General features: G+C 65.3%; 26 protein-coding genes and 1 tRNA gene. 20 read left to right on the forward strand and 7 right to left on the reverse strand.

Features of this window, described 5'->3' with window-relative positions; all coding sequences use genetic code 11:
- Nucleotides 1-5: 5 nt before the first annotated feature.
- The 3 genes from J2S32_RS01290 to J2S32_RS01300 all read left to right on the forward strand — a co-directional run bounded on the left by J2S32_RS01290 (nucleotide 6) and on the right by J2S32_RS01300 (nucleotide 1,376).
- On the forward strand, nucleotides 6-233 hold the full coding sequence (locus J2S32_RS01290; protein WP_160726388.1) for a F0F1 ATP synthase subunit C: 228 nt from the start codon (nucleotides 6-8) through the stop codon (nucleotides 231-233).
- A gap of 83 nt (nucleotides 234-316) precedes the next feature.
- Nucleotides 317-811, forward strand: a complete 495-nt coding sequence (locus J2S32_RS01295; protein WP_253515300.1) for a F0F1 ATP synthase subunit B family protein — start codon at nucleotides 317-319, stop codon at nucleotides 809-811.
- The gene (locus tag J2S32_RS01300) at nucleotides 804-1,376 is read left to right on the forward strand and encodes a F0F1 ATP synthase subunit B family protein (RefSeq protein ID WP_253515301.1); all 573 of its coding nucleotides are present in this window, start codon (nucleotides 804-806) and stop codon (nucleotides 1,374-1,376) included. The genes J2S32_RS01295 and J2S32_RS01300 overlap by 8 nt, the downstream gene beginning before the upstream one ends.
- Nucleotides 1,377-1,447: 71 nt before the next feature.
- Here the strand turns inward: J2S32_RS01300 and J2S32_RS01305 are convergent, their stop codons facing one another.
- The 6 genes from J2S32_RS01305 to aroA form a co-directional block, all read right to left on the reverse strand.
- On the reverse strand, nucleotides 1,448-2,413 hold the full coding sequence (locus tag J2S32_RS01305) for an NADPH:quinone oxidoreductase family protein (protein WP_253515302.1): 966 nt from the start codon (nucleotides 2,411-2,413) through the stop codon (nucleotides 1,448-1,450).
- A 5-nt stretch (nucleotides 2,414-2,418) separates the two neighbouring features.
- Entirely contained in the window at nucleotides 2,419-3,174 is a 756-nt protein-coding gene (gloB, locus tag J2S32_RS01310; protein WP_253515303.1) for a hydroxyacylglutathione hydrolase, read from the reverse strand.
- Between the two features lie 145 nt (nucleotides 3,175-3,319).
- Nucleotides 3,320-5,023, reverse strand: a complete 1,704-nt coding sequence (gene rpsA, locus J2S32_RS01315) for a 30S ribosomal protein S1 (protein ID WP_253515304.1) — start codon at nucleotides 5,021-5,023, stop codon at nucleotides 3,320-3,322.
- 456 nt (nucleotides 5,024-5,479) lie between these two features.
- Nucleotides 5,480-6,100, reverse strand: coding sequence for a (d)CMP kinase (locus J2S32_RS01320; RefSeq protein WP_253515306.1), 621 nt, complete (start codon nucleotides 6,098-6,100; stop codon nucleotides 5,480-5,482).
- On the reverse strand, nucleotides 6,097-6,354 hold the full coding sequence (locus J2S32_RS01325; RefSeq protein WP_253515308.1) for a CBU_0592 family membrane protein: 258 nt from the start codon (nucleotides 6,352-6,354) through the stop codon (nucleotides 6,097-6,099). The genes J2S32_RS01320 and J2S32_RS01325 overlap by 4 nt, the downstream gene beginning before the upstream one ends.
- On the reverse strand, nucleotides 6,351-7,685 hold the full coding sequence (gene aroA / locus J2S32_RS01330) for a 3-phosphoshikimate 1-carboxyvinyltransferase (protein WP_253515310.1): 1,335 nt from the start codon (nucleotides 7,683-7,685) through the stop codon (nucleotides 6,351-6,353). The genes J2S32_RS01325 and aroA overlap by 4 nt, the downstream gene beginning before the upstream one ends.
- 145 nt (nucleotides 7,686-7,830) lie before the next feature.
- On the opposite strand from aroA, the gene J2S32_RS01335 reads away from it, so the two are divergent.
- The 5 genes from J2S32_RS01335 to rimM all read left to right on the forward strand — a co-directional run bounded on the left by J2S32_RS01335 (nucleotide 7,831) and on the right by rimM (nucleotide 11,050).
- Nucleotides 7,831-8,178, forward strand: a complete 348-nt coding sequence (locus tag J2S32_RS01335; RefSeq protein ID WP_253515313.1) for a TIGR02300 family protein — start codon at nucleotides 7,831-7,833, stop codon at nucleotides 8,176-8,178.
- 91 nt (nucleotides 8,179-8,269) lie between these two features.
- Nucleotides 8,270-8,345 (forward strand) — tRNA-Ala (locus tag J2S32_RS01340).
- A gap of 179 nt (nucleotides 8,346-8,524) precedes the next feature.
- A complete protein-coding gene (gene ffh / locus J2S32_RS01345; RefSeq protein WP_253515314.1) occupies nucleotides 8,525-10,006 on the forward strand; it encodes a signal recognition particle protein in 1,482 nt (493 codons plus the stop codon).
- Nucleotides 10,007-10,040: 34 nt separating this feature from the next.
- Nucleotides 10,041-10,541, forward strand: coding sequence for a 30S ribosomal protein S16 (gene rpsP / locus J2S32_RS01350; protein WP_253515315.1), 501 nt, complete (start codon nucleotides 10,041-10,043; stop codon nucleotides 10,539-10,541).
- A gap of 8 nt (nucleotides 10,542-10,549) precedes the next feature.
- Nucleotides 10,550-11,050: a ribosome maturation factor RimM gene (rimM, locus tag J2S32_RS01355; protein WP_253515316.1), complete on the forward strand. Its 501-nt coding sequence runs from the start codon at nucleotides 10,550-10,552 to the stop codon at nucleotides 11,048-11,050.
- A gap of 23 nt (nucleotides 11,051-11,073) precedes the next feature.
- Here the strand turns inward: rimM and J2S32_RS01360 are convergent, their stop codons facing one another.
- On the reverse strand, nucleotides 11,074-11,988 hold the full coding sequence (locus J2S32_RS01360; RefSeq protein WP_253515317.1) for an NAD(P)/FAD-dependent oxidoreductase: 915 nt from the start codon (nucleotides 11,986-11,988) through the stop codon (nucleotides 11,074-11,076).
- A gap of 131 nt (nucleotides 11,989-12,119) precedes the next feature.
- Here J2S32_RS01360 and J2S32_RS01365 point away from each other — a divergent pair, with 131 nt between their 5' ends.
- The 12 genes from J2S32_RS01365 (at nucleotide 12,120) to J2S32_RS01420 (ending at nucleotide 23,207) form a co-directional block, all read left to right on the forward strand.
- On the forward strand, nucleotides 12,120-12,434 hold the full coding sequence (locus J2S32_RS01365) for a hypothetical protein (RefSeq protein WP_253515318.1): 315 nt from the start codon (nucleotides 12,120-12,122) through the stop codon (nucleotides 12,432-12,434).
- A gap of 51 nt (nucleotides 12,435-12,485) precedes the next feature.
- On the forward strand, nucleotides 12,486-13,226 hold the full coding sequence (gene trmD / locus J2S32_RS01370) for a tRNA (guanosine(37)-N1)-methyltransferase TrmD (protein WP_253515321.1): 741 nt from the start codon (nucleotides 12,486-12,488) through the stop codon (nucleotides 13,224-13,226).
- The gene (rplS, locus tag J2S32_RS01375; protein WP_301298458.1) at nucleotides 13,223-13,591 is read left to right on the forward strand and encodes a 50S ribosomal protein L19; all 369 of its coding nucleotides are present in this window, start codon (nucleotides 13,223-13,225) and stop codon (nucleotides 13,589-13,591) included. Before trmD ends, rplS begins: the two co-directional genes overlap by 4 nt.
- Before the next feature lie 303 nt (nucleotides 13,592-13,894).
- The gene (locus tag J2S32_RS01380; RefSeq protein ID WP_253522856.1) at nucleotides 13,895-16,141 is read left to right on the forward strand and encodes a S9 family peptidase; all 2,247 of its coding nucleotides are present in this window, start codon (nucleotides 13,895-13,897) and stop codon (nucleotides 16,139-16,141) included.
- An 85-nt stretch (nucleotides 16,142-16,226) separates the two neighbouring features.
- Complete coding sequence (locus J2S32_RS01385; RefSeq protein ID WP_253515324.1) at nucleotides 16,227-17,252, forward strand: aspartate-semialdehyde dehydrogenase; 1,026 nt, start codon at nucleotides 16,227-16,229, stop codon at nucleotides 17,250-17,252.
- Entirely contained in the window at nucleotides 17,249-17,806 is a 558-nt protein-coding gene (locus J2S32_RS01390; protein WP_253515326.1) for a hypothetical protein, read from the forward strand. Before J2S32_RS01385 ends, J2S32_RS01390 begins: the two co-directional genes overlap by 4 nt.
- A gap of 98 nt (nucleotides 17,807-17,904) precedes the next feature.
- Entirely contained in the window at nucleotides 17,905-18,552 is a 648-nt protein-coding gene (locus tag J2S32_RS01395; RefSeq protein ID WP_253515327.1) for a 2-hydroxychromene-2-carboxylate isomerase, read from the forward strand.
- The gene (locus J2S32_RS01400; protein WP_253515328.1) at nucleotides 18,549-19,304 is read left to right on the forward strand and encodes an alpha/beta fold hydrolase; all 756 of its coding nucleotides are present in this window, start codon (nucleotides 18,549-18,551) and stop codon (nucleotides 19,302-19,304) included. The genes J2S32_RS01395 and J2S32_RS01400 overlap by 4 nt, the downstream gene beginning before the upstream one ends.
- Complete coding sequence (locus J2S32_RS01405) at nucleotides 19,301-19,819, forward strand: hypothetical protein (protein WP_253515329.1); 519 nt, start codon at nucleotides 19,301-19,303, stop codon at nucleotides 19,817-19,819. The genes J2S32_RS01400 and J2S32_RS01405 overlap by 4 nt, the downstream gene beginning before the upstream one ends.
- A gap of 69 nt (nucleotides 19,820-19,888) precedes the next feature.
- Nucleotides 19,889-21,736 carry a M2 family metallopeptidase gene (locus J2S32_RS01410; protein ID WP_253515330.1) on the forward strand — a complete coding sequence of 616 codons (1,848 nt, stop codon included), beginning with the start codon at nucleotides 19,889-19,891 and terminating at the stop codon, nucleotides 21,734-21,736.
- Nucleotides 21,730-22,746: a YncE family protein gene (locus J2S32_RS01415; RefSeq protein ID WP_253515331.1), complete on the forward strand. Its 1,017-nt coding sequence runs from the start codon at nucleotides 21,730-21,732 to the stop codon at nucleotides 22,744-22,746. Before J2S32_RS01410 ends, J2S32_RS01415 begins: the two co-directional genes overlap by 7 nt.
- Nucleotides 22,743-23,207, forward strand: coding sequence for an ATP-dependent zinc protease family protein (locus tag J2S32_RS01420; RefSeq protein ID WP_253515332.1), 465 nt, complete (start codon nucleotides 22,743-22,745; stop codon nucleotides 23,205-23,207). Before J2S32_RS01415 ends, J2S32_RS01420 begins: the two co-directional genes overlap by 4 nt.
- Nucleotides 23,208-23,215 lie beyond the last annotated feature (8 nt).

Here is a 23,215-nt window from a genome sequence, read left to right on the forward strand (position 1 = left end):
TTGTCATGGAAATGGAAGCTGCAAAGCTCATCGGTGCAGGCCTCGCAGCGATCGGTGCCGGTATGGCCGCGATCGGTGTGGGTAACGTCTTCGGTTCGTTCCTCGAAAGCGCGCTGCGCAATCCGGGTGCTGCCGACGGCCAGCAGGGCCGTCTGTTCATCGGCTTCGCCGCTGCCGAACTTCTCGGCCTGCTGGCGTTCGTCGTGTCGATGATCCTCATCTTCGTCGCCTAAACGCGACTGCCGATATCGCACCGGCCGGGGACATGCCCTGGCCGGTGCCGTGAATTTTTCGTACCCGCCTTTCGAGAGCTGCCATGCCCCAGATCGCACAGCTTGCCGAAACATGGTCCAGCCAGGTCTTCTGGCTGCTGGTCTTTTTCGGCATCACCTTCTTCGTCATCGGCCGCGGCATGGTGCCGAGGGTGATGGAAACCGTCGCCCAGCGTGACGGCCAGATCGCCGCCGATCTCGCTGCAGCCAAGGCTGCGCGCGATGCCGCCGACGCCGAGGAAGAAGCCTGGCGGGTCCGCGAGAACGAGAACCGCGCCGCGGCGCAGGCAATCGTGGCCGGGGCCAAGGACGAGGCTGCGGCCAAGTCCGAAAAGAAGCTGAAGGCGGCACAGGCGCGGCTCGACAAGAAACTTGCCGAAGCCGAAGACCGTATCGCCGAAGCCCGCACTGCGGCGCTGACCGAAGTCGAAGCGGTTGCTGCCGAAGCGGCGCAGGACATCGTCTCGCGTCTCGCCGGCGTCAGCGTGACCAAGCCCGTCGCCACTAAGGCCGTCAAGGAGGCCCTGAGCCATGGCTAACGCCGCGCCCGAAGTCTTCGCCACCGAAGCGGCCCAGGTCCTCGTCGAGGACGGCCACGGCGGTGCCGGAACGCATTCCGAACCCGAACTGTGGGGCCTGGCGCCGTTCCAGATCGTCTCGCTGTCGATGCTCGTCCTCCTGTTGATCGCGCTCTTCGGGGCCAAGGTCCACAAGACCATCGCCGGCGGGCTCGACGGCAAGATTGCCGCGATCAAGGACCAGCTCGACGAAGCCAAGCAACTGCGCGCCGAAGCCGAAGCGCTGCGCCAGGAATATGCCGCCAAGATCGCCGGTGCCGAAAAGGACGCCGAAGCGATGCTGGTCAATGCCCGGCACGAAGCCGACGCGCTGCTCGAAAAGGCCGAGGCCGACAGCAAGGCCATGGTCGAGCGCCGCAAGCGGATGGCCGAGGACAAGATCGCTGCAGCCGAGCGCGAAGCGGTCGACGATGTCCGCAATCGCGCGGTCAATGCCGCGACCCATGCCAGCCGCAAGCTGATTGCCGAAAAGCACGATGCCGCGGCCGACAAGGCGCTGGCCGATACGGTGATCGCCGGGATCTGATTTCGGCTGTCATGGTGATTTCGAAAGGGCGGTCCTGCGGGGCCGCCCTTTTGCGTTTCAGCGGGGCAATTCTACGGTTCGAGCACGAGCTTGCCGATGATCTCGCCATTGGCCATCGCTTCGAAAGCCTCGCGCCATGAGGCGAGGGGGAGGATGCGCTCGACATGGGGGGCGATCCGCCCCTCGCTGGCGAGCCGGTCGATCGCCTGCGCAATGCGGGCGCCGCGCTCGGGGAAACGACGGGCATATTCGCCCGCGCGGACACCGACGACCGAGAACCCCTTGATCAGCGGGATATTGACCGCGATTTCGGGGATGCGCCCGGCAACGAAACCGACCACCAGCAGTTTGCCGCCGAAGGTCACGCAGCGCGTGCTCTCGTCGAACACGTCGCCGCCCACGGGGTCGAAGACGAGGTCGCACAGCCGCCCGCCGGTCAATTCGCCGACCTGTTCGCGGAAGCGGCCGGTGTTGAGAATGGCCGCATCGGGCTGGGCGACGGCGCGCAAACGCTCCAGCTTATCCTCGCGGTGCGTGGCGGCGATCACCTTCGCGCCCATCGCGCGCGCCAGGTCGCAGGCGGCAAGGCCGACCCCCCCGCTGGCGCCATGCACCAGCACCGTCTGTCCGGCTTCCAGCCCGCCGATCTCGACCAGCGCGACATAGGCGGTGTGATAGGCCGCGCCCATCGCGGCAGCGTGCGCGAAGTCCATCGCCTCGGGCACCTTGCGCAGCGCGGCAGCGGGCAGCGCGACATATTCGGCAAAGGCGCCGATCTTGGCCCCGCCGCGGACCCGGTCGCCCGGGACGAAGCCGCTATCGGCAGGGGCTTCGAGGACCTCGCCGGCCATCTCGAGACCCGAGACAAAGGGCGGCTCGGGTTTGAACTGGTAGGTGCCCCGGGTCATCAGCAGGTCGGGGTAGTTGAGCGAGGCGGCGCGCACGCGCACCAGCACTTCGCCGGCAGGCTGGGCAATCTCGGCCAGCTCGACCCCCGACAGGTCGGGCGACAGTTCGCGGACGAGAACGGCCTTCATCGCGGTTAGAAACTGTCCTTGGCGGCGCGCAATGCGGCGAAGGTGTCTGCGGGGCTCGATCCGCCCCAGCGGTCGCGCAGATTGGCATCATCGGCCCGCAGGAAGGGGTTGGTCGCCAGTTCGCGCGACAGCAGCGTCGGGACGGTCGGTTCGCCCTTGGCGCGCTTCTCCTCGATCCGCGCGGCGTAGAGCGCAAGCTCGGCATTGTCGGGATCGGCATGGAGCGCGAACTTGGCATTCGCCGCGGTATATTCATGCGCGCAATAGAGCAGCGTATTGTCGGGCAGCTGGCGGATCCGGTCGAGGCTGTTCCAGAACTGCTCGGGCTCGCCTTCGAACATCCGCCCGCAGCCCAGCGCGAATACGCTGTCGCCAACGAAGGCCATGTCCGCCTCGGCAAGATGATAGGCGATATGGCCATTGGTATGGCCGGACACGTCGATCACGCGCGCCTGCCAGTCGCCCAGCGTGACGCTGTCGCCATTGCCGACCACGCGGTCGATCGGCGTAAGCCGCTCGACTTCGCGCGGTGCGATGACGGTGGCGCCGGTGGCTTCGACGATGGCCTTGTTCCCGCCCGCATGGTCGGGGTGCCAATGCGTGTTCCAGATCTGCGTGATGCGCCAGCCCCTGGCATCGGCCTGCTTGAGATATTCGGCGCCATCGGGCGTGTCGATCGCCGCGGTTTCGCCGCTGGCGGGATCGTGGAGCAGGAAACCGTAATTGTCGGACAGGCAGGGGAACTGGTGGACGTCTAGCATGCCGCGCAGCCTACGCGTCCCGTCCCCTATAGGAAAGGCCCGCCTGCCGGTGTGGCAAGCGGGCCTTCCTTAATCGACTGGATCCCCGCCTGCGCGGGGATGACGTTTCGCTAGGCACCCGCGATGCGGGCACCAAGCTGCATCGTCAGTCTTCCTTCTTCTTCAGCGCTTCGCCGAGGATGTCGCCAAGCGAGGCACCCGAGTCGGACGAACCGAACTGCTGCACCGCTTCCTTCTCTTCGGCGATCTGACGTGCCTTGATCGAGAAGTTGGGCTTCTTCGAACGGTCGAAACCGGTGACCATCGCGTCGACCTTGCCACCGACCTGGAAGCGGTCGGGGCGCTGTTCGTCGCGATCGCGGCCGAGATCGCTGCGCTTGATGAAGCCGGTCGCGCCGTCTTCGCCAACCTGCACTTCGAGGCCGCCATCGCGGACTTCGAGAACGGTGACGGTGACGGTTTCGCCCTTGCGGACGCTGCCGGCGGCACCGGCTTCGGTCGGCGCACCCTTTTCGAGCTGCTTCATGCCGAGGCTGATGCGTTCCTTGTCGGTATCGACATCGAGCACGACGGCTTCGACTTCTTCACCCTTGCGGTGCAGCGCGAGTGCGTCTTCACCCGAGATGCCCCAAGCGATGTCCGACATGTGGACCATGCCGTCGACGTCGCCATCGAGACCGATGAACAGGCCGAATTCGGTGGCGTTCTTGACTTCGCCAGCGACCTTCGAGCCAACCGGATGCTTCTCGGCGAACTCTTCCCACGGGTTGCGCTGGGCCTGCTTGAGGCCGAGGCTGATGCGCCGCTTTTCGCTGTCGACCTCGAGGACCATGACTTCGACTTCCTGCGAGGTCGAGACGATCTTGCCCGGGTGGACGTTCTTCTTGGTCCAGCTCATTTCCGAAACGTGGACCAGGCCTTCGATGCCCGGTTCGATTTCGACGAAGGCGCCGTATTCGGTGATGTTGGTCACGGTACCGGTCATCTTCATGCCGACGGGGTACTTCGCGGCAACGCCATCCCACGGATCGCTTTCCAGCTGCTTCATGCCGAGGCTGATGCGCTGGGTTTCTTCGTTGATGCGGATGATCTGGACGGTCACGGTGGCGCCGATTTCGATCATTTCGCTGGGGTGGTTGACCCGCTTGTAGCTCATGTCGGTGACGTGCAGCAGGCCGTCGATACCGCCGAGGTCGACGAAGGCGCCGTAATCGGTGATGTTCTTGACCACGCCGTCGATCACCTGGCCTTCGGCCAGCTTGTCGATCAGCTCGCTGCGCTGTTCGGCGCGGGTTTCTTCGAGCACGGCGCGGCGCGACACGACGATATTGCCGCGGCGACGGTCCATCTTGAGGATCTGGAAGGGCTGGGCCATGTCCATCAGCGGGGTAACATCGCGCACGGGGCGGATGTCGACCTGGCTGCCGGGCAGGAAGGCCACGGCGCCGTCGAGGTCGACGGTGAAGCCGCCCTTGACGCGGCCGAAGATGCGGCCTTCGACGCGCTTGCCTTCGCCGAATTCGTTTTCGAGCTTGTCCCAGGCGGCTTCGCGGCGGGCGCGGTCGCGGCTGAGCATCGCTTCGCCTTCGGCGTTTTCGACGCGGTCGACATAGACTTCGACTTCATCGCCGACGCCGGGCGCGGTTTCGGTTTCGGAGCGCTGGAATTCCTTGAGATCGACGCGGCCTTCGCTTTTGAGGCCGACATCGATGTGCGCCATGCCGTTTTCGATGGCAGTGACGGTGCCCTTGACGACGCGGCCTTCGAAGCCGCCGTCATCGGCGCCACCGAGCTGCTCGTCGAGCATGGCCGCGAAATCGTCGCGGGTGGGATTGGCTGAAGTTGCCATGTGTGAGTAGTCCTAACTTACGTTTGCTACCGGCCACCGGTTTTCCCGGGGTCTTTACCCGTCTCTGCGCACGATTGCGCAGGCCAACGGGGCAAGAGGGCCGCTGTACTCCCGCGAGGCCGGATGCCGCCGCGGAAGTCCTTTCAATCGGGGATTGAGAGAACGGGCGCGCGCCTAGGCGAAACAGGGGCAAAAGGCAAGCGAATTGCGGGGCGCCGCGATAGACATGGACCGCATGTTACACAGTCCTGGAGAGATTTATCCAGAGCCGGGCCCGCGTCTGGCGAAATGGCGAAATGGCGCGGTCTGTGGGGATTGGCGGCAGGCATGGCGATGACGCTGCCACCACTGGACCCATGTAGGAAAGCGGTGTTCGCGAAGCACGTCAGGCGAAGGCCGGGCAGGCGCATCAATCGCGTGCGGCGCCGAGTTCGCGGGCAAGCCGCGGCTGACTGGCTAGGAGGTGGCCTCCATCACCGCTTCGATTGCCGCCTCGATCGATTGCTCGCGGCTCAGCGGGCTGGTGTCGATGACCATTGCATCGGGGGCGGGGGCCAGCGGGGCGACCGTGCGATTGCGGTCGCGTTCGTCGCGGCGGCGCAGGTCGTCGGCGATCTCGAGCTTGGTGACATGCACGCCGCGCTCGCGCATTTCGAGGAAGCGGCGCTGCGCGCGCGCCTCGACGCTGGCGATGATGAACAGCTTGGCATCGGCCTCGGGCGCGATGACCGTGCCGATATCGCGTCCGTCGAGCACGGCGCCGCCATCCTGCGTGGCGAAGCGGCGCTGGCGGTCATACAGCGCCTGACGCACCGCGGGATGGACCGATACCCGGCTCGCCAGCCCACCGGTTTCCTCGTTGCGCAGATGCGGATCGAGCAGCAGCTCGTCGGGAAAGGCGCAGCCCGCGAGCGCGTCCCCGCCATTATCGGGGTCACCGCCGTCAAGGAAGACCTGCCGCCCGACCGCGCGATAGAGCAGCCCGGTATCGAGATGCGGCAGGCCGAAATGTTCGGCCAGCGCTTGCGCAATGGTGCCTTTGCCCGAGGCAGTCGGTCCGTCGACGGCGATAATCATCGTGCCTGTTTGCGCCCGCGGACCGCCTTGGCCAAGCCCCACACCGCAATCGCTGCCCAGAATCCTTCGAGCACGAGGCTCGGCCAATTGGTGTGAAACACCAGCGAGACGGTCAGCAAGGCGGCGCCCGCCAGATTGGTGCCATGCAGGATGAAGGGGTTCGGCTTCTCGGTGGAGGTCAGGTAGGCATAAGCGCCGATGACGCAGGCGGTGCCGACAAAACCGACCCAGGCTGCCCAGTCGAGTTCGGTCATGCCGCCGCGTCCGCCAACAGGCCGACGAAGCCGGGGAAGCTGGTCGCGATGGGGTCGACCGTGTCGAGCGCAACGCCCTCGCGGCTGGCAAGGCCGGCAATCGCCATGCTCATCGCAATGCGGTGATCGAGATGGGTGGTAACCGGACCGCCGCCCGCCAGAGGTGCGCCGCCAGTGCCTTCGATGATCAGGCCATCGTCGGTTTCTTCCAGCGTGACGCCCGCCGCGCGCAGTGCCTGCGCCATGGCGGAGAGGCGGTCGCTCTCCTTGACGCGCAATTCCTCGAGGCCGCTGGTAACGGTGGTGCCTTCGGCCAGCGCGGCGGCGACGAACATCACGGGGAACTCGTCGATCATGCGCGGGGCAATCGCGGGGTCGACCGTCACACCCGTCAGCGGCGCATGGCGCACGCGCAGGTCGGCCACCGGTTCGCCGCCGACTTCGCGCGCGTCCTGGTAATCGATGCGCGCGCCCATTTGCCCGAGCACTTCGAAAATGCCGTTGCGGGTCGGATTGAGGCCGACGTTTGCGATCACCAGGTCGCTGCCCGGGACGATGCTGGCCGCAACCGCAAAGAACGCCGCCGAGGACGGATCGCCCGGCACTTCGATATCGCAGGGGTGCAGGTCGGCGGGTCCGTGGATGCGGATGATGCGCGCGCCATCGGCCTCTTCGACGCTGAGTTCGGCGCCGAAGCCGCGCAGCATGCGCTCGGTATGGTCGCGCGTCGGAACGGGCTCGATCACGGTGGTGATCCCCGGCGTGTTGAGGCCCGCGAGCAGCACCGCGCTCTTCACCTGCGCGCTGGCGACGGGCAGGCGGTATTCGATCGGCACTGCGGGCTCGATGCCCTCCATCATCAGCGGCAGCGTGCCGCCGGGCGAGGGGGTGAAACTGGCCCCCATCAGCGATAGCGGATCGATGACCCGCCCCATCGGGCGCTTCGAAAGGCTGGCATCGCCGGTAAAGGCGGCAGTGATCGCGTGGCTTGCGACCAGGCCCAGCAGCAGGCGGGTGGAGGTGCCCGAATTGCCCATGTCGAGTGCTGCGTCCGGTTGCAGCAGCCCGCCCACACCGACACCGTCGACCACCCATTCATCGCCATCGCGCTCGATCTGCGCGCCCATCGCGCGCAGCGCGGCGGCGGTGGCGAGCACGTCTTCGCCTTCGAGCAGGCCCGAAATGCGGCTGCGGCCGACCGCCAGCGCGCCGAACATCAGCGCGCGGTGGCTGATCGATTTGTCGCCGGGCACGCGAATGCGTCCGGTCAGCGGTCCTGCGGGCGTGAAGCGGTGGGCGGTCAAGCGGGGGTTTCCGTATCGGCGGTTCATTCGGATGCGGCGCTTTGACAGTGGCAGGTGCTTCTGGCAAGGCGCGCGCGCTGTTGATTCCTGCGCTGCAGGTTCCCATCAATACGATTACGAATTCACGGCCCCTGCGCAGTTCGCCAGGGGCGGCAAAGCCTAAGGATTACACATGGTCAAACCGGAATGGGGCACCAAGCGGACCTGCCCGAACTGTGGCACCCGCTTCTACGATCTTAACAAGGACGATCCCGTCGCCTGCATCGAATGCGGCGAAGAATGGTCGCCCGAACCCGTGCTGAAGTCGAAGCAGCCGATTCTTGCCGAGGAAGAAAGCAAGAAGAAGAAGGACGCCGAGCCGGATAGCGATCTGAGCGGCGATGACGATGACGACGATCTCGATCTCGACATCGATGAAGATAACGATTCGCCCGACAATGAAGTCGATCTTGGCGGCGACGACGACCTCGGTGTCGAAACCAAGGCCAAGGGCGACGACGACGACGCGGACGAGAGCTGATTTTTTCGCTTGCCTTGCGCGGGGCGGCCCCATAAAGGGCTGCCTCCGCAAGGCTGGCGCGCCTCCCAGGGCGTGCCGATTGAAATGGCTCGGGGCCTTAGCTCAGCTGGGAGAGCGCTACAATGGCATTGTAGAGGTCAGCGGTTCGATCCCGCTAGGCTCCACCATTTCAACCACCGAGTGCGCTGGTAGCAGGCCGTGGCGACGGTTACGGCTTGCTTCCACCTCACCCGGGCACAGGTTTGGGTTTCATCGGGGATTTCCCCACGCTGACCGACGAGTTTTCGTCCGTCGGCGTTTTTCGCGTATTCGGGCCCTGTAGGGTTCGAAAGGAGTTTAGGCCGGCATGTTCGACAATCTGTCCGACCGCCTCGGTAATGTCTTCGACCGCCTGAAGGGGCGCGGCGCGCTGAGCGAAAGCGACGTGCGCGAGGCGATGCGCGAAATCCGCATCGCGCTGCTCGAAGCCGATGTCGCGCTGCCGGTCGTGCGCCGCTTTATCGATGCGGTCACCGAAAAGGCGATCGGCCAGGACGTCCTCAAATCGGTCACTCCGGGCCAGCAGGTCGTCAAGATCGTCGATGACGAGCTGGTCGACATGCTCGGCGGGACCGAGGTCGAGGGGCTCAATTTCGCCGCCAAGCCGCCGGTCGTGATCATGATGGTCGGCCTGCAGGGTTCGGGCAAGACCACCACCACCGCCAAGCTCGGCAAGCTGATCCGCCAGAAGCACGGCAAGAAGGCGCTGATGGCGTCGCTCGACGTCAACCGTCCCGCCGCGCAGGAGCAGCTCAAGGTGCTCGGCGAGCAGGTCGAGGTCGCCACGCTGCCGATCATCGAGGGCCAGCAGCCGGTCGATATCGCGCGCCGCGCGATGGAAAGCGCCAAGCTGCAGGCTGCCGACGTGCTGCTGCTCGATACGGCGGGCCGCCTGCATGTCGATGAAGCGCTGATGGCCGAGATGAAGGCCATCGCAGGCGTGTCGACGCCGACCGAAGTGCTGCTGGTGGTCGACAGCCTGACCGGCCAGGACGCGGTCAATGTCGCGCAGAGCTTTACCGGCGAAGTGCCGCTGACCGGCGTGGTGCTGACCCGCATGGACGGCGATGCGCGCGGCGGTGCGGCGCTGTCGATGCGCTATGTCACCGGCAAGCCGATCAAGTTCGCCGGCACGGGCGAAAAGCTCGACGCGATCGAGGCGTTCGATCCCCGGCGGGTGGCGGGCCGCATCCTCGGCATGGGCGATGTCGTGTCGCTGGTCGAGAAGGCCGCCGAGAGCATCAAGCAGGACGAGGCCGAAGCGCTCGCCAAGAAGATGGCGCAGGGCCAGTTCGACCTCGACGACCTGCGCATGCAATTGAAACAGATGCAGAACATGGGCGGGCTGGGCATGCTCGCCGGGATGCTGCCGGGCATGAAGAAGGCCAAGGCGGCGATGGCGGCGTCGAACATGGACGACCGGGTGCTGCTGCATATGGATGCGATCATCGGGTCGATGACGCCCAAGGAACGCACCAAGCCCGCGCTGCTCAACGCCAAGCGCAAGAAGCGCGTTGCGGCGGGTTCGGGCACCGACGTGCAGACCGTCAACAAGGTGCTCAAGATGCACCAGGAGATGGGCCGCGCCATGAAGCAGATCAAGAAAATGGGCGGTATGAAGGGCCTCGGCGCGCTGTTCGGCGGAGGCGGCATGGGTGCCGCCATGCCGGGCCTCGGCGGACCGGGAAGCGGTGCTGGCGGCCTGCCCGGAATGGGCGGCGGCAAGGGCCCCGGCGTGGATCCGTCCACGCTTCCCCCCGACCTCCAGAACCTGCTCAAGAAGAAATAAGTTTCAAACGTTTACATTCGAAAGGTAATACACAATGGCAGTTGCAATCCGGCTTTCGCGTGGTGGTGCCAAGAAGCGCCCCTACTACCGCATCGTCGTTGCCGATTCGCGCGCAGCGCGTGACGGCAAGTATCTCGAGCAGATCGGCACCTACAATCCCATGCTGCCCAAGGATTCGGGCGAGCGCGTGAAGCTCGACGAAGACCGCGCACGCCACTGGCTGAGCGTTGGCGCCACGCCGAGCGACCGCGTCCACCGTTTCCTCGACGCCGCGGGCATCCTCGAGCGCGAACAGCGCAACAACCCCAAGAAGGGTGAGCCGGGCGAAGCCGCCAAGGAACGTGCTGAAGAAAAGGCCGCCAAGGTCGCTGAAGCCGAAGAAGCCGCCAAGGCTGCCGAGGAAGAAGCCAAGACCGCTGCTGCAGCGCCTGCTGAAGAAGCCCCCGCTGAAGAAGCACCGGCCGAAGACGCCGCTGCCGCAGACGCTCCCGCCGAGGAAGCTGCGGCAGACGACGCCGAAGCCAAGGCCGAGTAAGCGGCTGCATGTCGGACAAACCCGTTACGCTTGCCGCCGTCACCGGTGCGCATGGGGTGACGGGCGAGGTCCGGCTGAAGCTGTTCGGCGAGGGGGTGGATGCCCTCAAGCCGCACAAGCGCTTCAATGCGGGTGAGACCGGGGGCACGCTGACCCTCGTGAAAATCCGCAGCGACAACAAGGGCGGTGCCATCGCACGCTTTACCGAGGTTGCGGATCGCACCTCGGCAGAGCGCTTGCGGGGCACCGCCCTGTCCGTCTCGCGCGAGGCGCTGCCCGCGCTGGAAGAGGGCGAATTCTATTTCTCCGACCTGCTCGGGCTTGCGGTGGTCAGCGACCAGGGCGAGCCGGTCGGACAGGTCTGCGCGGTCGAGAATTACGGCGCCACCGACATCGTCGAGATCGAACAGGTCGACGGCAAGAAATTCATGGTCCCGCTGACCGAGCAGGCCGTCCTGGGATGGACCGCCGAGACCCTGACGATCGCCGACGATTTCTGGGAGCGGTAACGGCCGTCTAAAAACTGGCTTGGCTAGCGCCTGAGCGGCCGTTCCGCCGCGAGATGGTTGCGGATCGTGGTCGCCGCGACACCCGCCTGGCCCATTGCATGGCTGATCTGGTCGAGCCCGAGCACCACGTCCCCCGCAGCGAACAGCCCGGGCACGCTGGTTTCGAGATGGTCGTCGACAATGATGCAGTCGCCTTCGGTCACCTCCGCGCCGCATCTCACCGCCAGGCCTGAGCGAACCACCGAGCCAAGCGCGGGATAGACCGTGTCGAAGGTCTTGCGCCCTTCGGCGGTATCGAAGGCAATGCGCCCGTTCTCGATCGCATAGCCGCCGCAGGGGCCGGCAATCCGCGCGATCCCCGCCTCGTCGAGCGCGCGCGAACACTGCGCCGATAGATCGTGGTCGCCATCCGGCGAAACCAGCGTCAGATCGCTGGTATAGGTGCGGACGAACTGCGCCTCCGCCGTGCCATGATCGCCGGTGCCGATCACCGCGACGCGCTGGTCGGTGACTTCATAGCCGTCGCACACCGGGCAATAGCGGATCAGCCCGCGCTGCATCGCTTCGGCGTGGAACTGCTCGTCGATTCCCTCGGGCCGGTTGTTGACCACGCCGGTGGCGAGCAGGACCGTGCGCGCGCGGAATTCCTCCTCCTCGCAGCACACCACGAAGTGGCGGTCTTCGCGCTTGAGGTCGGTGACCCGTTTTGGCTCGCGCATTGCGCCAAATCGGGCGGCCTGGTCGCGCATCCGCTCGAGCAGGTCATTGCCGTTGATGCCCTCGGGAAAGCCTGCATGGTTGTGGCTGGTCGGAATCCAGCTCGCGCGGCTGGTCCCACAGTCGAACATGCGGATCGAGAGGTGGTAGCGCGCGAGATAGATCGCGGCGGTCAGTCCGGCGGGCCCCGCACCCACGATGATGCAATCGTCGACATCCATGGCCCACCTACGCACCAGGCCCCGAAGTGTGCCGTTCGCAGAGGGATAATGGCTGCCCGACCGACCCGCGCTTTGCACCGGGCGGCGGCCATGCCACAACGTTGCCCCACCAAACGGAGGGCTGCAGACCAATGATCGACAATGTTGTATTTCTCGCGGGATCCTATGCCGCGATGGCAGCGGGGCTCAGCGCGGTCGTCGCCAAGGTTTCGCCTTCGATCGGGCCGCGCCTGCGCCATCTCTTCGCGGGCGGCGCGCCGCTGGCCGCGGTGCTCGGCGCGCGGCTGACCGAAGCCGATAGCGTCACCCTGCAGGGCATGGACCTGCTCGGCGCCGGAGGACTCGTGGTGCTCGGCGTCGTAACCTCGACCATGGTCGGCAAAGTCGTGCCGACCACCCCGCGCGTGCGCGCCAAACCTGCGGATCAGCGCCTGCCGATCCGCTGATGGTGGTTCGCGCTATGGTGCTGGTCGCGATTGGCCGCTAGGGCGCGCGCCATGGGTTTCGCCGCCACTATCCTGACGCTCTATCCCGAGATGTTTCCGGGACCCCTCGGGGTCTCGCTGGCAGGCCGCGCGCTCGAGCGCGGCGACTGGTCGTGCGAGACCGTGCAGATCCGCGATTTCGCCACGGACAAGCACCGCACCGTCGACGATACGCCTGCGGGCGGCGGCGCGGGGATGGTGCTCAAACCCGATGTGCTCTGCGCGGCGATCGCCAGCGTGGGCGAGGGGCGGCCGATCCTCGCCATGACCCCGCGCGGCAAGCCGATATCGCAGGCGCGCATCCGCGCCATCGCGCAGGGACCTGGCGTGGCCATTTTGTGCGGGCGTTTCGAGGGCTTCGACGAGCGTATTTTCGAGGCCTATCCGCAGATCGAGCAGGTCAGCCTTGCCGATATCGTCCTGTCGGGCGGCGAGACCGCCGCGCTGGCCATTCTCGACGCTTGCATTCGCCTGCTTCCCGGCGTAATGGGCGCGCCCGATAGCGGAGTCGAGGAGTCCTACGAAAACGGGCTCATCGAATATCCGCAATATACCCGACCTCAGCAATGGGAAGGGCGCACGATCCCTGAAGTGCTGCGATCGGGGGATCATGCGAAGATCGCTGCTTGGCGCAAGGCAAGGAGCGAGGAAGACACACGGTTACGCAGGCCGGACCTTTGGGATCGCTACAGTGGCGATCGGGACCGACCTGCCTCTGGCGCGCGGCGAAAAAACCAGGAAGACCAGGCATGAACCTGATCCAGCAGCTCGAAGCCGAAGCGATTGAAAACCTCGGCAAGGACATTCCCGAATTCCGTGCGGGCGACACCGTTCGCGTCGGCGTGAAGGTTGTCGAAGGCACTCGCGAGCGTGTCCAGAATTTCGAAGGCGTCGTCATTGCCCGCTCGAACCGCGGCATGGGCAGCAACTTCACCGTCCGCAAGATGAGCTTCGGCGAAGGCGTGGAACGTGTGTTCCCGCTCTACTCGCCGATCGTCGACAGCCTCACCGTGGTCCGCCGCGGTATCGTGCGTCGCGCCAAGCTCTATTACCTGCGCGGCCGCACCGGCAAGCGCGCCCGTATCGCCGAGCGCCGCGACAACGCGCCCAAGGCGTAAGCACCAACCCGTTTCTCTTCGTGAGAAGATTGAGGGCGGCCTCCCGTTGGGAAGGCCGCCCTTTTTCGTGGGAAGCGTGAAGGAGGCCGCAACTGGCCTCCTGTGTTTGACCCCGCGCGGCCGGTAAACCGGAATGGGCCGCCCGGGGTCATGGCCACTGTCGCCCCAAGGTCTTAGCCGAATTTCAACGCTCGCGCTTAAGCTGATATTAGGTGTGTTTGCACGGCGCGCGCTTGCTTTCGCTCGCGCTCGTTGCAAGGAGCCGCAGCCGATGCACCCCTGCCTGCATTGACCGGAGAGATGATGAGGCCGTTGAAATTGACCGCCGCGCTGGCGCTGGGCACCTGCCTCGCTGCGCCGCTTGCCGCACAGACCACCCCGCAAACCACGGAGACCGCGCCGATGGAACTGAGTTTCGAACGCGTCTTCGCGTCGCCCGACCTCGACGGGCCGAGCCCGCGCAAGGTCAAGCTGTCGCCCGATGGCCGCTATCTCACGCTGCTGCGCAACCGCGAGGAAGATCGTCAGCGCTACGATTTGTGGGCCTATGACCGCGAGAGCGCGGCATGGACGATGCTGGTCGACAGCGAGGCGCTGGGGACGGGGCGCGAATTGTCCGAGGACGAGAAGATGCAGCGCGAACGCGCGCGCGTCGGCAACCTCGCAGGCATTATCGACTATCAATGGACCGAGGATGGCACCGGCGTGCTCGTCCCGCTCGACGGCGATCTCTATCTCGCGCGGCTGGGCGGCGAGGTTGTGCGGCTGACCGATACCGAGGAAAGCGAGCTCAATCCCGCGCTGAGCAGTACGGGCAGCCATGTCTCCTTCGTTCGCGACCGGCGGCTGTGGGTCGGCGAAGTGGGCGGCGAAGCCCGGCCGGTCACGCCGCAGGAAGGCGAGACGATCCGCTGGGGCGAGGCCGAGTTCGTCGCGCAGGAGGAAATGGGGCGGATGACCGGCTATTGGTGGAGCCCCGAGGACCGCCGCATCGCGGTCGAGCGTTTCGACGAGAGCATGGTCGGCGTGGTTACGCGCGCGGCGATCGGCGCCACTGGCACCAAGGTGTTCGACCAGCGCTATCCGGTCGCGGGCAGCGCCAATGCCGAAGTCGCGCTGTATGTCATGGACCCCGATGGACAGAACCGCGTGCAGGTCGATCTGGGAGGGGACACCGACATCTATCTCGCGCGGGTCGACTGGGCGCCCGATGGCAGCGCGCTCTATGTCCAGCGCCAGAACCGCGCGCAGACCGTGCTCGATATGCTGAAGGTCGATCCGGCGACGGGGACAAGCGAAGTGCTGTTCACCGAGCGCGCCGCTGTCGACGATTACTGGATCAATCTGTCGGACGATTACAAATGGCTCGATGACGGCAGCCTGATCTGGTGGTCCGAACGCGATGGCTACGGCCATCTCTATCGCTATGCCGATGGCGCATGGACCCAGCTGACCCGGGGCGAATGGGTCGTGACCAAGCTGGTCGGGGTCGACCAGGATGCCGGACGGGTGTTTTTCCAGGGCACGAAGGACGATGTCCTCGCGCAGCAGGTCTATGCCTTCGACCTCGACGATCCGTCGCAGATCACGCTGCTGACCGATCCCGCCTATGCCAATTCGGCGAGCATGGACGGCAAGGCGCAAACGCTGGTCGTCAGCCGTTCGAACGACGACACGCCGCCGCAGAGCTATATCGCCGACCAGCAGGGGCAGCGGCTTGCGTGGATCGAGGAAAACGCGCTCGACGGCACGCATCCCTATGCGCTCTTCCTCGCCAGCCATCGCCCGGTGCAATATGGCACGCTTCCAGCAGAAGACGGGACGCCGCTCTATTGGGAAATGGTCACGCCCGAACTGGAGCCGGACAAGCGCTACCCGGTGTATTTCTATCACTATGGCGGGCCGGGACCGCAGATCGTCCACAAGGGGTGGAACGGCGCCTTGCCGCAGGCCGCGGTCGACCGGGGCTATATCTGGTTCGCGCTCGACAATCGCGGGTCGGCCAATCGCGGCGTCGCGTTCGAACAGCCGATCTATCGCGCGATGGGCGGGGTCGAAGTGCGCGACCAGAAGGCCGGGGCGGAGTATCTCAAGACGCTCGACTTCGTCGACCCGGCCAAGATCGCAATTGATGGCTGGTCCTATGGCGGCTATATGACGCTCAAGCAGCTGCAGGCCGACCCGGGGTATTATGCCGCGGGCATCAGCGGCGCGCCGGTCACGCGCTGGGAGCTCTACGATACGCATTATACCGAGCGCTACATGGGCACGCCCCAAGCCGATGGGGCTGCCTATGCCGCGACGAGCGCGATCCCCGACGCGGCCAAGATCACCGATCCGCTGCTGATCATCCATGGGATGGCCGATGACAATGTGGTGTTCGAAAACGCGACCGAGATCATCTCCGCCATGCAGGAAGCCAATGTGCCGTTCGAGATGATGCTCTATCCCGGATACACGCACCGCGTGTCGGGCGAACAGATCTCGCCGCATCGCTACAACACGATCTTCCGGTTTCTCGAGAGCCACGGCGTAACCCCGCCCGAATGACGCTTTAGCCCGTGCAATCGAATGTGCGCTTGCGGGTGCGTAGCTAATCGCTATCTCGGCGGCCTAGAGATACTGGAGACGTAATTTGGGTTATCGTGTTGCCGTGGTCGGCGCGACCGGGAATGTCGGGCGTGAAATCATGCAGGTCCTCGCCGAGCGCGGGTTCCCCTGCGACGAGGTGGCGGCTGTCGCCAGTTCGCGTTCGCATGGCACCGAGGTCGAATTCGGTGACACGGGCAAGATGCTCAAATGCAAGAATATCGAGCATTTCGACTGGACCGGCTGGGACATCGCGCTGTTTGCTGCGGGCAGCGGCCCGGCCAAGGAATTCGCCCCCAAGGCGGCGGCCGCGGGCTGCGTGGTGATCGACAACAGCTCGCTCTACCGCATGGACCCCGACGTGCCGCTGATCGTGCCCGAGGTGAACCCCGAGGCGATCCACGAATATGCCAAGCGCAATATCATCGCCAATCCGAACTGCTCGACCGCGCAGCTCGTGGTGGCGCTCAAGCCGCTGCACGATGCCGCCACGATCAAGCGCGTCGTCGTCTCGACCTACCAGTCGGTGTCGGGCGCGGGGAAGGCGGGGATGGACGAATTGTTCCAGCAGAGCCGCGCGATCTTCGTCGGCGACCAGGTCGAGCCGGTGAAGTTTACCAAGCAGATCGCCTTCAACGTCATCCCGCATATCGATGTCTTTCTCGACGATGGGTCGACCAAGGAAGAATGGAAGATGGTGGTCGAGACCAAGAAGATCCTCGACCCGAAGATCAAGCTTACCGCGACCTGCGTGCGCGTGCCGGTCTTCGTCGGGCATTCCGAAGCGGTCAGCATCGAGTTCGAGAACGAGATTTCCGCTGCCGAGGCGCAGGATATCCTGCGCGAGGCGCCGGGCTGCATGCTGGTCGATAAGCGCGAGGACGGCGGCTATATCACCGCGGTCGAAGCCGCGGGCGACAGCGCGACCTATATCAGCCGCGTGCGCGAGGACCCCACGGTCGAAAACGGCCTCAACCTGTGGTGCGTATCGGACAATCTGCGCAAGGGCGCAGCGCTCAATGCAGTGCAGATCGCCGAATTGCTGGGCCGCGAATGCCTCAAGAAGGGATGATCCGGAGCGCGCTCCGGCTTGCGCTGCCGCTGGCGCTCGCCGCCTGCGGCCAGTCCGAGCCCGCGCCCGAGCCGGTCGAGACCGCGTCGTCTGCTGCGAGTGTCGATCTGAGCGACGTCGTGATCGTCGTCGATGCCAATGGCCTTGGCGCGAAAGGCGAGGAACCACTGCGGTTCGGCGCAGCCCGGGACGATGTCGACCAGGCGATCGAGGCCGCCTTTGGCGCCGCGCCCGGAACTTCGAGCAATGAGGAATGCGGGGCCGGACCGATGGAGTTCAGCCAGTTCGGCGCGCTCCAGATTGCCTATTTGGACGGCAGCTTTGCCGGCTGGTTCCTGCGCGAGGGCGAGGGCATGGCCACGTCGGACGGCGTGCGTCCGGGTGAAACCACCTTCGCGGATCTCAAGCGCGACCGACAGGTCCGCGAGCTCGACACCACGCTGCCGGGTGAATTCCAGTATACCACCGCGGATTTCGGTACGATCACCGGCTTTGCCGAGGATGGCGAGACGGTCACCGCACTGCAGGCGGGGATAAGCTGCTTCTTCCGCTGACCGCCATCCCGGCGCAAACCGGGATCGCTCTCGATCTGGCGCGAGGCCGATAAAGGTCCCAGCTTCCGCTGGGGCGATGGAGATGTAAAAGTCTCTGCATGACCCTGACCGCAGAGCTCTATTTCAGCTTCCGTTCGCCCTACAGCTATCTTTCGGTCGGCCGGTACCGGGCCATGGCCGAGGAATACGATCTCGACATCGCGCTGCGCCCGGTCTGGCCGCTGGCGATCCGCGAACCCGATTTTTTCGAGCGCAACCATCCCAACTGGCTGGCCTATACGCTGCGCGACATGATGCGCGTGGCGCAGTTTCACGGCATTGCCTTCGGACCGCCGCGTCCTGATCCGATCGTGCAGGATCCCGCGACGCGCAAAATCGCCGCCGATCAGCCCTATATCCGCCGCGTCACGCGGCTGGGGCAGGCCGCGGCACGAAGGGGTAGGGGCCTCGTCTTCGCGCATGAGGCGGGGCAGTTGATCTGGGGCGGGCAGGAGAACTGGCACGAGGGCGACCACCTCGCCGCCGCGCTCGAACGCGCCGAGCTCGACGCGGCGGAGATCGATCGCGAGGTCGCCGCCGAGGAAGACACGCTCGACGCCGAAATCGCTGCCAACCAGGATGCGCTCGAGGCCTCGGGTCATTGGGGCGTGCCGACGCTGGTGTTCGGGAGCGAACCGTTCTTCGGGCAGGACCGTATCGAAATGGCGCAGTGGCGGATGGAGCAGCAGGGGCTTGCGAAGCGATGACCACCGAATTCTTCGACAGTTTCGACGGCACAAGGCTGGCGCTGCATCGGCATGGGGAAGGGCGGCCGTTCGTCCTCCTGCACGGCCTGTTTTCCAGCGCGCAGATGAACTGGATCAAATGGGGGCATCACGAGGCGATCGCGGCGCAGGGGTTCGAGGTGCTCATGCTCGATTTCCGCGTGCATGGCGACAGCGCCGCGCCGCATGATCCCGACAGCTATCCGAGCAATGTGCTGGTGCGCGACGTGGCCGCGCTCGTCGATCATCTCGGGCTCGACGATTACGACCTCGGCGGCTTCTCGCTCGGCGCGCGCACATCGCTGCATGGCGCGGCGCACGGCGTGCTGACGCCTGCGCATCTGGTCATTGGCGGGATGGGGACCGCGGGGCTGGGCGAATGGCAGCGCCGCGCGGCCAAGTTCCGCCGCGTGATCGACGAATTCGATGCCATTCCCCAGGGCGATCCCGACTATTTCTCGATGCAGTTCCTCAAGTCGCAGGGCGTCGACCGGGTCGCGGCGCGGCTGTTGCTTGGCACCATGCCCGATCTCGATCTCGCCTTGCTCGACAATATCACCATGCCCACGCTGGTGGTCTGCGGTGACGAGGACCGCGACAATGGTTCGGCCGCCGATCTGGCGAAACTGTTGCCCGATGCCGATTTCGCCGAAGTACCCGGGACGCATATGAGCAGCGTGACCAAGCCCGACCTCGGGCAGGCGATCGCCGACTGGCTGGGAGACAAGACATGAGCAGCACGCGCCCCGAATTGGGTTGGTGGATGTGGGGCCTCGTAGCCTTCGCCGTGGTAGTCGCGCTCAGTCTCGCGGTGACCGCTCCCGCCGATGTGACGCTCGGTATTGCCGAACACCAGGCGGCAGCGACGGCCGCGCGGGTCGATGAAATCCATGCGCAATGGCACGCGGGCGGCGTGCGGCCACTGGCGGTTTTCGCCATGATCGGCGATCTGGTATTCATCGCCATCTATGGCTGGGGTAGCTGGATCGCCGGGCGCAGCTTCATGGCCCTGGGCGGCATCGTCCGGATCATCGGTGCGGTCGTGGCCGCATCGGCGGCGGTATTCGTGCTGACCGACTATACCGAAACGCTGCTGCAACTGGTGCAATTGCTGCGCGATCAGGGGTCGGACCAGTTGGCGGGCATTGCTGCCACTGCGCGTCCGGTGAAGGTCGCCGCGTGGGTCGTGACCTTCCTCGGGGTAATCGCGGCATGGCTCATCCGCCGGTTTGCCGCGCCAACCGCTTGATTAAGCTGCGCGGCAGGTGCAATCCGGTAGCACGTGAAACCACATCATTCCGATCCTGAGAGGACCCGCATGAAATTCGCATCCGTCGCGCTCTCCGCGCTTGCCGTCTCGCTCGCAGCTCCGGCCATGGCCGATCATCATGCGGAGACATCCGAAGCGGCCACATCCGCCTATCCGATGACGCCGCAGGGCGCCGCCGACTGGGTCGCGATGGTCGAGCAGGACATGTTCGATTTCTCGGTCGAATACGGCCGGGTGCTGTGGCTCAACAACACCTATATCGTCCATGACAGCAACCAGCTGGCAGCGAAATACGGCGCGCAGGCGACCGAGAAATCGGTGACCTACGCCAATGAGGCGGCGCAATATGCGCGCGTTGCGGGGCTCGATCCCGAAGTCGCCCGCAAGCTCGATATCCTGCGCAACGGCATCGTCATGCCCGCGCCGGTCCGCGATGGCGCGGCGACCGAACTCAACGAAATCGCGACCAAGCTCGGCGCGGCGTATGGCCAGGGCACGGGCACGCTCAATGGCGAGGAAATCAACGGCAGCGATATCGAGGCCGAGATGGGCAATCTCGAGCGCACGCCTGCTGAACTCGCCGAAATGTGGACCAGCTGGCACGACAATGTCGGTGCGCCCATGCGCGAGGATTACCAGCGCATGATCGCGATCGCCAACGAAGGCTCGAAGGAGCTGGGCTTTGCCGATCTGGGCGCGATGTGGCGTTCGAACTACGACATGGATCCCGACCAGTTCGCCGGCGAGACCGAGCGGATGTGGCAGGAAGTGAAGCCGCTTTACATGGCGCTGCACACCTATGTCCGCAGCAAGCTCAACGAGAAATACGGCGACGATGTGCAGCCCGCCACCGGCGCGATCCGCGCCGATTTGCTCGGCAATATGTGGGCGCAGGAATGGGGCAATATCTACCCGCTGGTCGCGCCCGAAGGCGCGGGCGACATCGGGTACGACCTCACCGACCTGATTACCGCCAAGGGCCTCGACGAAATCCAGATGGTCCGCACGGGCGAGCAGTTCTTCTCTTCGCTCGGCTTCGACCCGCTGCCGGGCACCTTCTGGGAACGCAGCCAGTTCGTGAAGCCGCAGGACCGCGATGTGGTCTGCCATGCCAGTGCGTGGGACGTCGACAATGTCGACGATCTGCGCATCAAGATGTGCATCAAGAAGAATGCCGACGACTTCGTCACCATCCATCACGAGCTTGGCCACAATTACTACCAACGCGCCTACAACCAGCAGGACTACCTACACCTCAACGGCGCCAACGACGGCTTCCACGAGGCGATCGGCGACATGATCGCACTGTCGATCACGCCCGAATATCTCGTCCAGATCGACATGCTCGACGAGGCCGACGTGCCCAGCGCGGACAAGGATATCGGGCTGCTGCTGCGTCAGGCGATGGACAAGGTCGCCTTCCTGCCCTTCGGCCTGATGGTCGACCGCTATCGCTGGGGCCTGTTCGACGGGTCGATCCCCGCCGACCAGCTCAACACCGGCTGGAATGCGCTGCGGCTGGAATACCAGGGCATCACGCCGCCGGTCGCGCGCGACGAAAGCGGGTTCGATGCGGGTGCCAAATACCATATCCCGGGCAATGTGCCGTACACGCGCTATTTCCTCGCGCGGATCCTGCAGTTCCAGTTCTACAAGGCGGCCTGCGACCAGGCGGGCTGGGACGGGCCGCTGCACCGCTGTTCGTTCTACGGCAATGAAGAGGTCGGCAAGAATCTCGATGCAATGCTCGAAATGGGCGCCAGCAAGCCATGGCCCGACGCGCTCGAGGCGTTCACTGGTGAGCGCCAGATGAGCGGTGCCGCGATGGTCGAATATTTCGCGCCGCTCAAGGCGTGGCTCGACGAGCAGAATGCGGGCAAGACCGAAGGGTGGTAGGCCGCTTCGCCTCGTTCCTCGCGCTCCCGCTGGCGGCCGCCTGTGCGCCCGTCACGGGGGGCGGGGATGCTCCCTCGCTTCCCACGGCTGCGGATGTCGATGGCGCGCTGTTCGTGGCGGGCAAGTTCGGCAATACGCTGTCGAAGGTTGATCTGGAGAGCGGCGCGGTGGTCGCTTCGGTCGCCAGCTGTGCCAACCCGCATGAACTGGCGACTGCCCCCGGCGGGGCGCATGTCGCGCTTGCCTGTTACGGCGGGAAGACGGTCGATATTTTCCGCACTGCGGATCTCGAACGCGTCGCGAGCGTGGATCTGGGCGCAAATGCGCGCCCGCACGGGATCGTATGGCATGCCAATGGCGATCTCTATGCCACCGCCGAGGGCCGGCAGTCGATTGTCTGGATCCGCGACCCGCTGGGCGCAGCGCAAACCTTCGAATATGCCTCGGGCCAGCAGGGCACGCATATGCTCGCCATCGCGCCCGATGCCTTGCACGCCTGGACCACGAATCTGGGGTCGCGCACGGTCAGCCTGATCGACCTCAAGACTCGGCGCGCACCGCGTTCGGTCGAGATTGGCGAGGAACCCGAAGGCATCTGGCTGTCTCCGGACGGTGACACGCTGTGGGTGTCCGCGCGCAGCTCCAACGCGGCCTTCGCGCTCGACCCGCAGACGCTCGCGATCCGCCAGCGGGTCGAAACGGGCGCCTTTCCCTTGCGCATCACGCTGCGTCCGCAGGGCGATTACGCGGTCACCTCCGACCTCGCCGATGGCGGGCTGAGCGTGATCGATACCGCCAGCGGCGAAGTCGTGCGCAGTATCGCCGTGTCGAGCCCGGCAGAGGCGGAGGCGCGCACGCAGGTGACGATCCTGTTCTCGCCCGATGGTGAGCGGATATACGTCGCCGAAACCACCGCGAACACGATCGCCGAGGTCGATTTTGCCAGCGGCGCAGTGCTGCGCCGGCTGCCGGGTGAAGGCGGCGGTGACGGGATCGCGATCGTCGAATGAGCGCGAAACGCAACGCATTGCCCGTCGTCGGCTGGCGCGAGCTGGTCCACCTGCCCGAATTGGGGCTGCATGCCATGCCGGCCAAGATCGATACCGGGGCGCGCACGTCCTCGCTGCACGGTACGGTGCTTGAGGAATTCGAGCGCGACGGCGAGAAATTCGTCCGCTTCGCAGTCGATTTCGACCAGCAGCACGTGCGCCAGGTATGCGAGGCGGTGCATGTCGATATCCGCGGCATCACCAGTTCCAATGGCGAGACGCAGCGGCGCTATGTCATTAAGACGCCCATGCGAATCGGGGACCTGGAATTCCGCGCCGAGATCAGCCTCGCCGACCGCCGGGATATGAAATTCCCGATGCTGATCGGCCGTTCGTCTCTGCGCCGGCGTTTTGTAGTCGACAGCGGCTATTCCTGGTTGCAGACGCCCGAGCGCAAAACGACGAAGGGGCACAAGCCCTGAGGAGCCTC

The sequence above is a fragment of the Qipengyuania citrea genome (assembly GCF_024171405.1).
Taxonomy (GTDB): domain Bacteria; phylum Pseudomonadota; class Alphaproteobacteria; order Sphingomonadales; family Sphingomonadaceae; genus Qipengyuania; species Qipengyuania profunda.

What these genes read in the sequence shown, in the direction of transcription:
- J2S32_RS01290 (WP_160726388.1), top strand. Translation starts at nt 6, where the DNA reads ATGGAAATGGAAGCTGCAAAGCTCATCGGTGCAGGCCTCGCAGCGATC.
- J2S32_RS01295 (WP_253515300.1), top strand. Translation starts at nt 317, where the DNA reads ATGCCCCAGATCGCACAGCTTGCCGAAACATGGTCCAGCCAGGTCTTC.
- J2S32_RS01300 (WP_253515301.1), top strand. Translation starts at nt 804, where the DNA reads ATGGCTAACGCCGCGCCCGAAGTCTTCGCCACCGAAGCGGCCCAGGTC.
- J2S32_RS01305 (WP_253515302.1), bottom strand. Translation starts at nt 2,413, where the DNA reads ATGAAGGCCGTTCTCGTCCGCGAACTGTCGCCCGACCTGTCGGGGGTC.
- gloB (WP_253515303.1), bottom strand. Translation starts at nt 3,174, where the DNA reads ATGCTAGACGTCCACCAGTTCCCCTGCCTGTCCGACAATTACGGTTTC.
- rpsA (WP_253515304.1), bottom strand. Translation starts at nt 5,023, where the DNA reads ATGGCAACTTCAGCCAATCCCACCCGCGACGATTTCGCGGCCATGCTC.
- J2S32_RS01320 (WP_253515306.1), bottom strand. Translation starts at nt 6,100, where the DNA reads ATGATTATCGCCGTCGACGGACCGACTGCCTCGGGCAAAGGCACCATT.
- J2S32_RS01325 (WP_253515308.1), bottom strand. Translation starts at nt 6,354, where the DNA reads ATGACCGAACTCGACTGGGCAGCCTGGGTCGGTTTTGTCGGCACCGCC.
- aroA (WP_253515310.1), bottom strand. Translation starts at nt 7,685, where the DNA reads ATGAACCGCCGATACGGAAACCCCCGCTTGACCGCCCACCGCTTCACG.
- J2S32_RS01335 (WP_253515313.1), top strand. Translation starts at nt 7,831, where the DNA reads ATGGTCAAACCGGAATGGGGCACCAAGCGGACCTGCCCGAACTGTGGC.
- ffh (WP_253515314.1), top strand. Translation starts at nt 8,525, where the DNA reads ATGTTCGACAATCTGTCCGACCGCCTCGGTAATGTCTTCGACCGCCTG.
- rpsP (WP_253515315.1), top strand. Translation starts at nt 10,041, where the DNA reads ATGGCAGTTGCAATCCGGCTTTCGCGTGGTGGTGCCAAGAAGCGCCCC.
- rimM (WP_253515316.1), top strand. Translation starts at nt 10,550, where the DNA reads ATGTCGGACAAACCCGTTACGCTTGCCGCCGTCACCGGTGCGCATGGG.
- J2S32_RS01360 (WP_253515317.1), bottom strand. Translation starts at nt 11,988, where the DNA reads ATGGATGTCGACGATTGCATCATCGTGGGTGCGGGGCCCGCCGGACTG.
- J2S32_RS01365 (WP_253515318.1), top strand. Translation starts at nt 12,120, where the DNA reads ATGATCGACAATGTTGTATTTCTCGCGGGATCCTATGCCGCGATGGCA.
- trmD (WP_253515321.1), top strand. Translation starts at nt 12,486, where the DNA reads ATGGGTTTCGCCGCCACTATCCTGACGCTCTATCCCGAGATGTTTCCG.
- rplS (WP_301298458.1), top strand. Translation starts at nt 13,223, where the DNA reads ATGAACCTGATCCAGCAGCTCGAAGCCGAAGCGATTGAAAACCTCGGC.
- J2S32_RS01380 (WP_253522856.1), top strand. Translation starts at nt 13,895, where the DNA reads ATGAGGCCGTTGAAATTGACCGCCGCGCTGGCGCTGGGCACCTGCCTC.
- J2S32_RS01390 (WP_253515326.1), top strand. Translation starts at nt 17,249, where the DNA reads ATGATCCGGAGCGCGCTCCGGCTTGCGCTGCCGCTGGCGCTCGCCGCC.
- J2S32_RS01395 (WP_253515327.1), top strand. Translation starts at nt 17,905, where the DNA reads ATGACCCTGACCGCAGAGCTCTATTTCAGCTTCCGTTCGCCCTACAGC.
- J2S32_RS01400 (WP_253515328.1), top strand. Translation starts at nt 18,549, where the DNA reads ATGACCACCGAATTCTTCGACAGTTTCGACGGCACAAGGCTGGCGCTG.
- J2S32_RS01405 (WP_253515329.1), top strand. Translation starts at nt 19,301, where the DNA reads ATGAGCAGCACGCGCCCCGAATTGGGTTGGTGGATGTGGGGCCTCGTA.
- J2S32_RS01410 (WP_253515330.1), top strand. Translation starts at nt 19,889, where the DNA reads ATGAAATTCGCATCCGTCGCGCTCTCCGCGCTTGCCGTCTCGCTCGCA.
- J2S32_RS01420 (WP_253515332.1), top strand. Translation starts at nt 22,743, where the DNA reads ATGAGCGCGAAACGCAACGCATTGCCCGTCGTCGGCTGGCGCGAGCTG.